The 9,363-nt window shown below is 42.7% G+C and carries 9 protein-coding genes; all 9 read left to right on the top strand.

Going from position 1 to position 9,363, the window contains the following annotated elements:
- Positions 1-226 precede the first annotated feature (226 nt).
- Positions 227-1,516: an ATP-binding protein gene (locus tag K9H14_08015; GenBank protein ID MCG9480131.1), complete on the top strand. Its 1,290-nt coding sequence runs from the start codon at positions 227-229 to the stop codon at positions 1,514-1,516.
- Between the two features lie 327 nt (positions 1,517-1,843).
- Positions 1,844-2,161 carry a hypothetical protein gene (locus K9H14_08010; protein ID MCG9480130.1) on the top strand — a complete coding sequence of 106 codons (318 nt, stop codon included), beginning with the start codon at positions 1,844-1,846 and terminating at the stop codon, positions 2,159-2,161.
- Positions 2,161-4,149, top strand: a complete 1,989-nt coding sequence (locus K9H14_08005; protein MCG9480129.1) for a V-type ATP synthase subunit I — start codon at positions 2,161-2,163, stop codon at positions 4,147-4,149. The genes K9H14_08010 and K9H14_08005 overlap by 1 nt, the downstream gene beginning before the upstream one ends.
- A gap of 11 nt (positions 4,150-4,160) precedes the next feature.
- Positions 4,161-4,625 carry a V-type ATP synthase subunit K gene (locus tag K9H14_08000; GenBank protein ID MCG9480128.1) on the top strand — a complete coding sequence of 155 codons (465 nt, stop codon included), beginning with the start codon at positions 4,161-4,163 and terminating at the stop codon, positions 4,623-4,625.
- A gap of 12 nt (positions 4,626-4,637) precedes the next feature.
- Positions 4,638-5,219: a hypothetical protein gene (locus tag K9H14_07995; GenBank protein MCG9480127.1), complete on the top strand. Its 582-nt coding sequence runs from the start codon at positions 4,638-4,640 to the stop codon at positions 5,217-5,219.
- Positions 5,220-6,260, top strand: coding sequence for a V-type ATPase subunit (locus tag K9H14_07990; GenBank protein MCG9480126.1), 1,041 nt, complete (start codon positions 5,220-5,222; stop codon positions 6,258-6,260). It abuts the gene before it with no gap.
- A complete protein-coding gene (locus K9H14_07985) occupies positions 6,232-6,552 on the top strand; it encodes a V-type ATP synthase subunit F (protein MCG9480125.1) in 321 nt (106 codons plus the stop codon). The genes K9H14_07990 and K9H14_07985 overlap by 29 nt, the downstream gene beginning before the upstream one ends.
- 10 nt (positions 6,553-6,562) lie before the next feature.
- Entirely contained in the window at positions 6,563-8,329 is a 1,767-nt protein-coding gene (locus tag K9H14_07980) for a V-type ATP synthase subunit A (protein ID MCG9480124.1), read from the top strand.
- A 3-nt stretch (positions 8,330-8,332) separates the two neighbouring features.
- A partial coding sequence (locus K9H14_07975) for a V-type ATP synthase subunit B (protein ID MCG9480123.1) occupies positions 8,333-9,363 on the top strand: 1,031 nt, incomplete at its 3' end.

The raw sequence follows: 9,363 nt of genomic DNA, 5'->3' as shown, positions 1-9,363 counted from the left end.
AGATATGGAAATCCCGAACTGATATGTAAGTTTGGGTAAAAAGATAGAAAGGATAGGTAGGATTTAGAAAAATTTATTAATAAGACCCAAGGCATATTAACCCGGCCAAAGGCTTTAAAAAAGCTGAATTATTCAGCAAGAACTAATTAAATATTAATTGAAATTAAAAAACAATGACATTATAATGTTATTGAAATTAAAAAACAATGACATTGGAATGTAACTGATGTTCAATTTATATACTTTTAATCCCTGGTGGCAACAGAAAGAGGTTGATGCTGCCCTAAAAGGGAAGCCCCGGGAAGTATTTGATCAGATTTATGATTATATAGATACCAGGCAGATAATCCTGCTGTCAGGATTGAGAAGGGTAGGCAAAACCACTCTCCTGTTTCTGCTTATAGATAAACTTTTAGGGCAAGACGTAGACCCCTACAGGATATTATACTTTTCCTTTGATGAGCAGAGCTCATCCATTGAAGAAATCCTAAAAAAATATGAAGCCGATATCCTAAAAAATAACTTAAATGAAATTAAGACTTATATCTTTCTGGATGAAATCCAAAAACTTAATAACTGGGGTTCAAAAATTAAAATCCTGTACGATATGTATCCCCGGATGAAAATATTTTTGTCCGAATCTGCATCCATTAACCTGATGAAGAAAACCAGAGAAAGCCTGGCTGGTAGGTTCTTTGATTTTAAAATAGAGGTTTTGGATTTTGACCAATACCTTAAATTTATGGATGTAGAAATTGATAAAGACCGGGAAGATATATTTGCCGTACAGATAAAGAGGCAATTCAGTTATTATCTTAAAACCGGGGGGTTTATAGAAACTTTTAATTTAGACCAGGATAAACTGGACAAATATTTTAAAGAAACTCTTCTGGAAAGAGTGGTATTTACAGATCTTCCAGTAATCTACAGGCTGGACAGGCCTTCTTTGCTGTTTACCCTGTTAAAAATTATAGCCAATCATCCAGGGTTTTTACTTGATTATAGGCACATGGCTAGCGATCTGAAGATTGACCAGCGTACCCTTTCTAATTATATTAGTTACTTGGAATACGGTTTATTGGTGCAAAAGGCATATAATTTTTCCCCAAATTTTTTGACCAGTGAAAAGAAGTTAAAGAAGATATATTTATCCAATCCAGCATTTACTACCTCTCTTGCTCCCGATGTAAACCGCGGTTGGTTAATGGAACAGTATTTCATAAATTACCTAAAGGCCAGGTTCTTTTACAGAAATCCGCAGAAGGAAGAGATAGATGTGATACTGGAATCTGATAATAAACCGGTGCCGGTAGAAATAAAGATAAGAAATAAAATTAAACTTAAAGCATTGAACCCCATGCTAAAATTTTTAAAAAAATATGATCTTAAACAAGGTTTTGTAATCTCTGAAGATACCCATGAACTTTTCTCCAAAAACCAATATCAAATTGAAATAATCCCCTACTGGAAGTACTGGACCCTTAACCGCAAGTTGTCTCTGGATAAAAAAAGTTAAATATTACTGCGCATATTATTTGGGGCTGCCCTAATTTAAAAAATGGCAATTTGGAACATCAAATATCCTAACCGAAAGGCAGAGTTATATCTACCATAGCCCTACACTTTTACTTGCTTTTTAAACAGCATTAACAGTGATGTTATAATTATAGATATGACTGATAAAAGAACCTGCAATAACCGTAAAAACTATACCCTTTATAGAGAAAGTTTATAAGCTAAATCAAACCTGGAACACAAGTTGTATTTTTTTATTGAACATAAGATATTTTATTGTTATTATTTACCATATTATTAAATTGAAAGAAATTGCATTAGCCAAAAAATGTTAGTAGTAGATAATATCATAGGGCAAATCAAGGAATCTGAAGAGCAATCAGACCAAATAATATCAGAAGCAAAAAAGAAGGCATCGGATATTGTAGAAAAGGCTTATCAGGACAGCAAAAAAATGCAGAAGCAGACCGAGCAGCAGTCCAAGGACCTCATACAAAAGCAGATAGCCAAAGCCAAAGAAGATGCCGGAAACGAAATTTTGAAACTGGAAAAAGCTTCTGACGGTCAGGTTTCGCAGATCCAAAAAATTGCCTCAGAAAATCAAGAGAAAGCAATAGACTTAATCATTAAAAGGGTTTTTAGTTAATGGGCGTAGCAAGGCTTAAAAAGCTGTTAATTGTTTCGCATAAATCCGAACAGGAAGCTGTTTTAAACCAGCTGCAGGATGCATCCCTGGTGGAGCTGAAGCCCTATACCGAAAAACTGGAACAGGCAGATACCTTTACCGGCATCAGTGACCAGCCCATATCCGAGGTTAAAAAGACCTTGGATATACTGGATAGATACAAGGGCAAGAAAAAACCGGGAGAAAAAGCAGGCAAGCTGGTTCTAAACAGAATCGAATATGAAAAAATCCTGTCCGAAGTCAACTTTGAACAGGTAATGCAGGATGTTGACAGCACCGAAGAAGAGCTCAACATTGTAAATTCCGAAATTGCCAATATGGGCCAGCAGATAAATACACTGAAACAGTGGTCCGCTTATTCTGGAGACCTGGAGAGTATTGGCGCCTTTGAGCAGTACACGGTAAGGCTGATAAGGATAAGATGCAGGGAAAGAGATCTGGATGCCCTGATAAAGGACATGGAAAAATCCCATATATCCGCCCAGAATCTGGGATGCGGCAAAGAGGAAACTACCCTGATTCTAGCCTACCATAATACTTTCAAGAAACAGGCAGAAAGCCATCTGAGCAACTTAAGCTTTGAAGAAGCAGAGCTTTCCGGTTACCAGGGAACCATACAGAGAAATATAGACAGACTTTCCAAATCACTTTCCATGCACCAGGAGCGTAAGCAAAAACTTATAGTTTCCATAAGAAAGTTCAGGAAAGAATATGAAACCCGCCTTACAGTTTACCTGGATTACCTGGAGAACAACCAGGACATTGAAAATGCCATAAACTTCGGATTTTCCACCGATTCAGTATCATTTTACACCGCCTGGGTGGATAAGGAATACCAGAGCAAGGTTTATGATATATTGTATCCATACAGTGCCACCAGGGTAATGGAAATTGAGCCGGCAGAAGGCGAGGTAATACCTACAGCCCTTAAAAACAAGGCCCTGTTCAGGCCTTTTGAGGTAATCATTAATCTTTATGGAGTTCCCAGGTATTTTGAGATTGACCCCACTCCCCTGGTAGCCATATTCTTTGCCTTGTTTTTCGGGCTATGCCTGACTGATGCCGGATATGGAATAATTCTGGCAGCACTGGCCCTGATATTTGCCTTTAAAATGAAACAGGCTCGAAAGTTTTTAATGCTTATATTTTTTGGGGGGTTATTTACCATTCTGGCAGGAACACTGTTTAATGGCTGGTTTGGCGACCTGCCCTCTTATCTTGGCTTTGGCAAAACTACTCTTAACTGGGCCCTGCTTGGAGATCCGGTCAATTCTACCAGCGGAGCCATGAATTTCTTCAGGCTGGCCCTGTTATTAGGAGTAATACAGATAGTGTTCGGATTATTAATAAACTTTTTTGACAGCCTGAGATTAAAAGACTGGGGCGCAGCCTTTTTTGATACCCTCCCCTGGATTTTGATAGTGGTATCCCTGGTGATACTGCTGCTGTCCATGCAGATGGCGGTAGACATGCAGCTGGTAGAGCAGCCGCTGTTTTCTTCTTCCATAGGACGGTACCTGATATGGCTGATAATCCCTTCAGCCCTGATTATAATATTGTTTTCAGCCCGGGATGAAAAAAGCTGGGGATTCAGGCTGTTTATGGGATTTTTAAACCTGACCATAGTTAACGGCCTTACCTCATATCTGGGGGATTCACTCTCCTATATAAGGCTTATGGCCCTGGGCCTGGTTACCGCCGGTATCGGCGTAGCCATAAACGAAATTGCTTTCCAGCTGGGCACCATACCAGTGGTGGGCATAGCCATAACCATAGTGGCCCTCATATTCGGCCATGCATTTAATATTGGAATAAATGTATTGGGTGGATTTGTGCATACTTTAAGGCTGCAATATGTGGAGTTTTTCCCCAAGTTCTACCGGGGCGGGGGAAGGCAAATAGAAATTTTACAAAATAACAATAAATACATATCAATAGTTGATAAATAAGGAGAGGCAAAATGATGGACTTATCAATGGGCACTGTACTGGCATTTGCAGGAGCAGCAATTGCCGCCACCCTGGCAGGAATAGGATCGGCAGTAGGCATAAGTTATCCTGGCAAGGCAGCTACAGGAGTATTATCTGAAGATCCCTCTAAATTCGGAAGCCTGTTTTTGCTAGTAGTGCTCCCCGGAACCCAGGGATTTTACGGTTTCGTGGCAGCATTTTTAATTATAGGCAATATTGCAGATGTTTCTACTGTTTCCCAGGGCTGGCAGCTTTTTGTTGCTGCCTTACCTATTGCTTTTACCGGCCTGCTGTCAGGAATACATCAGGGTAAGGTATGCGCAGCAGGAGTTAACCTGGTAGCTAAAAGAGTAGACCAGGCCATGAAAGGGGTTATCTTTGCAGCCATGGTAGAAACCTATGCGGTACTGGGACTGCTGATTTCTTTCTTCTTAATAAACTCAATCCAGTTTTAATAGGGGAACATAATGGCTGATATAAACAATGTATCCAAAAAGATACTTGAGGATGCTGAACAAAAAAAGCAGGAAATATTAAAAGAAGCCCAGGATAAGGCCAGCCAGGTTCTAGCGGAGGCGGAAAAAAGCAACCAGCGCCACCTGGAGATGGCCGGGCAGGAAGCTGAACAGAAATACAAGCAGACCTATGACCTGGAAGTGCTCAAGGCTAAATCCGGGCTGGAGCAGAAACTGCTGCTTTCCAAGCTGGAGCTGGTAGACGGCATAATTTCCAGGGCCAAACAGAAACTGACCGAAGCGGATAAAAAAACCTACCTGGGATTTATTAAAAAAAGTCTGGACCACCTTAATTTAAGCCAGGCTTCCTATATTATAGGCAGCAAGGAAAAAAACATAAGCAAACAGGACCTAAAAGATATGGCTCCTTCAGCCAAGCTGGAGCCGGCTGAACAGGAACCGGATTTTGATTACGGGCTTAAGCTGATAAGCGGGAATGCCGAATACCTCATATCCCCCCAGAGCACTATTGATTCGGCAGCCGAGGATTTGAAAATGGAAATAGCGGACTTTCTATTTAGCAAGGAGAGCTAATTGCAGGCCATAGACTTTGAATTAAAAGATGACAGCTATTATTTGTTTGCCAGCGCCGAACTTGTTTCCAGGGAAAAAGAATTTATTGATGATAACAAGTTAAAAAGGCTTGTTTCCAGCCCCAATGTGGTGGAGCTGTCCAAGATTTTACGGGAAACCTATTATTCCAAGTATGCTGAACAGCTGGAAGAGGGTATCGCTTTTGACCGGGTGGCAACCCAGGAGTTTGAACAAATGGCTTCCTATCTGTCTCTGCGCCTGAGGCCCAGGCACATGGCTGCCATAGATCTTTTACTGGTAAGGGAGAAGATTCATAACTACAAGGTCATCTTAAAAGCACTGGCTACCGGAACCAGCATGGAGGACCTGTTTATAAACATAGGCGGTTCCTACCAGCAGCTGATATCCGCAGCCAGGACCGGTAAAGGAACCGAAGCAGGAACACTAGAGCAATCCATGATAGATAAGATAAGGCAGCTGCAGCAGGAAGAGCCCAGGGCAGCTGAACTGGCTCTGGAAAAATATTATCTACAGCAATTGGCTCCCAGGGTAAGGCAGATGAACAACCTCATGCTTAACCGTTACCTGGAGCACAGCATTGATATGTATAATATTAAAAATATTTACCGCCACTGGCTTACCAGTGATAAATCAGAAATAGACCATATCCTTATAGACGAAGGTTTGCTTGGCAAACAGTTTTTCCAGCAGGCAAAAAAGGAAGGTATTGAGGGTTTGTTCAAACAGCTGGAAAAAACCTTTTATGCCCCCCTGATTACCAAGGGAGGCCAGCTGCTGTTTGAACATAAGGATTATTCTATAGCGGAAAAGAATGAAGATATTTTTTACCGGCTGTTTTTTGACCCGGTAAAATATACCGTATCCAACCTGGAAAAGATATTTGATTTTTTCCTTAAGAAAAAGATAGAAGTAAAGACACTTAATTTAATTTATTCCGGTGTCCTTTTTGACATGGATAAAGACCAGATAAGACATGAGGTAATGATTTTAGATGAAGACCAAAATCGCAGCAATTGGTGAAAATGACATAATGCTTATATTCAAGGCCATCGGCGCGGATGTATTTCCCGTATCCGACCACACCCAGGCAGCCCCCAAGATAAAAGAGGCGGCCAGGGAAGGCTATGGGGTCATCTTTATAACCGAGACCATGGCCGCCAGGCTGGATGAGATCATAAAGGAATATTCGGATAAGTTTTTGCCCTCCATTGTGGTTATACCCGGGCTGGGCAAGAGAAATAATTATGCAATACAAAGATTAAGACAGGCTATCATCAAAGCGGTAGGAATAGATGTAATGCCTGAAAAATAGGAGTAGGTGTATGGATAATAAAAACATTGGCAGGATAGTTAAAGTGGCCGGTCCTTTGGTAGTAGCGGAAAACATGTCCGGCTCCAAAATGTATGATGTGGTTTATGTATCTGACAAAAGGCTCATGGGCGAGATCATCGAGTTAAAAGGAGACCTGGCCTCCATACAGGTATATGAAGAAACAGGAGGAATCGGAGTTGGAGAGCCGGTATACCTTACCGGGGAGCCCCTGACCGTTGAGCTGGGACCGGGTGTAATGCAAGCTATTTATGACGGTATCCAGAGGCCCCTGGATGTTATCTATAAAAAGGCCGGAGACTTTATAAGCAGGGGCCTGCAGGTAAAGGCTCTAGACCGGGAAAAGAAATGGGAATTTACTCCCCTGGCCAAAGAGGGAGATAAGATAAGTTACGGGCAGTTTTTGGGTTATGTACAGGAAACTCCCCTGATCAAACATTACATAATGGCACCGGTAGGAATTGAAGGCCAGGTAAAAGAGATAAATGCAGGCAGCTACACCATAGAAGATACGGTAGCAGTAATTGAAACCAAAGAAGGGCCCACAGAGGTCACCATGATGCAGAAATGGCCGGTAAGACAGGGCAGGCCTTTCTGCCAGAAGCTTGCTCCTGAAGAACCACTGTATACAGGCCAGAGGGTAATAGACACCTTCTTCCCCATTGCCAAGGGAGGCACAGCCTGTGTGCCCGGGCCTTTTGGTTCCGGTAAGACAGTAATACAGCACCAGCTGGCCAAATGGGCCCATGCTGATGTAATTGTATACATAGGCTGCGGAGAGAGGGGCAATGAAATGACCGATGTTCTGCTGGAGTTTCCCGAACTGAAGGATCCCACCAGCGGAGAACCCCTGATGAAGCGTACCGTACTTATAGCCAATACCTCCAATATGCCGGTAGCAGCCAGAGAGGCATCGGTATATACCGGGATAACCATAGCCGAATACTTCAGGGATATGGGTTACTCGGTAGCCCTCATGGCCGACTCCACCTCCAGGTGGGCGGAAGCCTTAAGGGAGATATCGGGAAGGCTGGAAGAGATGCCCGGCGAAGAAGGATATCCTGCTTACCTGGGCTCCAAGATTGCTTCTTTTTATGAAAGGGCAGGCAGAGTAAGGTGCCTGTCCAATGATGAGGACAGGCTGGGAACACTCTCAGTTATCGGGGCAGTTTCTCCTCCGGGAGGAGACCTCTCTGACCCGGTAGTACAGGCTACCTTGAGGGTGGTCAAGGTGTTCTGGTCCCTGGAGGCATCACTGGCCTATTCCAGGCATTTTCCTGCCATATCCTGGCTTAACTCCTATTCTCTTTATGTAGACAACTTAAAGGAACATATAGAACAAGAGGTAGGAGAAGACTTTTTAAACCTCCAGTCAGAAGCTATGAGGCTGCTGGAAGAAGAATCTGAGCTGGAAGAGGTAGTAAGGCTGGTAGGCGTAGATGCCCTGTCCGCTGGAGACAGGCTAACCCTGCTTATAACCAGAATCTTAAGGGAAGATTTTCTGCATCAGAATGCTTTCCATGATATTGATACCTCGACCTCTATAGATAAACAGTACAAGATGCTTAAAACCATAGACTATTTCCATAATCAGGCCAAAGATTATATCCAGCGGGGAATAGATATAAATGATATTGAAAGTATGAAAATTTTAGATAAGATTGCCAGAATGAGGTATATAAAAGAAGAAGAAACCGATAAAATCGATCAGGTAATAACAGAAATTGACAGTGAAATCTCATCTTTGACAGGGGAGTAAAATATGCAAAAAGATTATAAAGGGATTGCCAATGTTTCCGGCCCGCTTATGCTGGTAGAAGGAGTAGAAGGAGTTAAATACGGAGAGCTGGCGCAAACCAGGCTGGCTGACGGTACTATCAGAAACGGGCAGGTACTGGAAGTAGAACGCGACAAAGCACTGGTTCAGGTTTTTGAAGGAACCACAGGAATAGATTCCAAGAATACCAGAACCAGGTTTCTGGGCAGAGGTATTGAGATGTATCTTTCCCCAGATATCCTGGGAAAGATATTCACCGGACTAGGCAAACCCAAAACTGAAAACGACCGAATTATACCGGAGAAAAAGCTGGACATAAACGGCTCTCCCATTAATCCCTACGCCAGGGATTATCCCGATGAATTTATACAGACCGGTATTTCAGCCATTGACGGGCTTAATACCCTGGTAAGGGGACAGAAGCTGCCCATATTTTCAGGCTCCGGGCTTCCCCATAACAAAATGGCAGCCCAGATTGCCAGGCAGGCAACCGTACTGGGAAAACAGGAGTCTTTTGCAGTAGTATTTGTAGCCATGGGAATAACCTTTGAAGAATCAGAGTTCTTTATACAGGATTTCAAGAAGACCGGGGCCCTGTCCAGGTCGGTGCTGGTACTGAATCTGGCAGATGACCCTGCCATTGAAAGGCTGGCTACCCCCAAGGTAGGCCTGACCTGTGCTGAATACCTGGCTTTTGAAAAGGATATGCATGTACTGGTAATACTTACCGATATGACCAATTACTGTGAGGCCCTTAGAGAGGTATCAGCTTCACGTAAGGAGATACCGGGCAGGCGTGGTTATCCGGGATACCTTTATACCGATCTTTCCACCATTTATGAGCGCGCAGGAAAGATAAAAAGCAAGAACGGCTCTATAACCTTAATACCCATACTGACCATGCCTGAAGATGATAAAACCCATCCCATACCTGACCTTACCGGTTATATTACCGAGGGCCAGATAATACTTTCCAGGTCCCTTAACAAGAAAAAGATATCCCCGCCAGTAGATGC

This window comes from Actinomycetes bacterium (assembly GCA_022396035.1).
GTDB lineage: Bacteria > Actinomycetota > Humimicrobiia > Humimicrobiales > Humimicrobiaceae > Halolacustris.
Note: the sequence above shows the minus strand (reverse complement) of the source record. Positions and strands in the feature narration are given on the sequence as shown.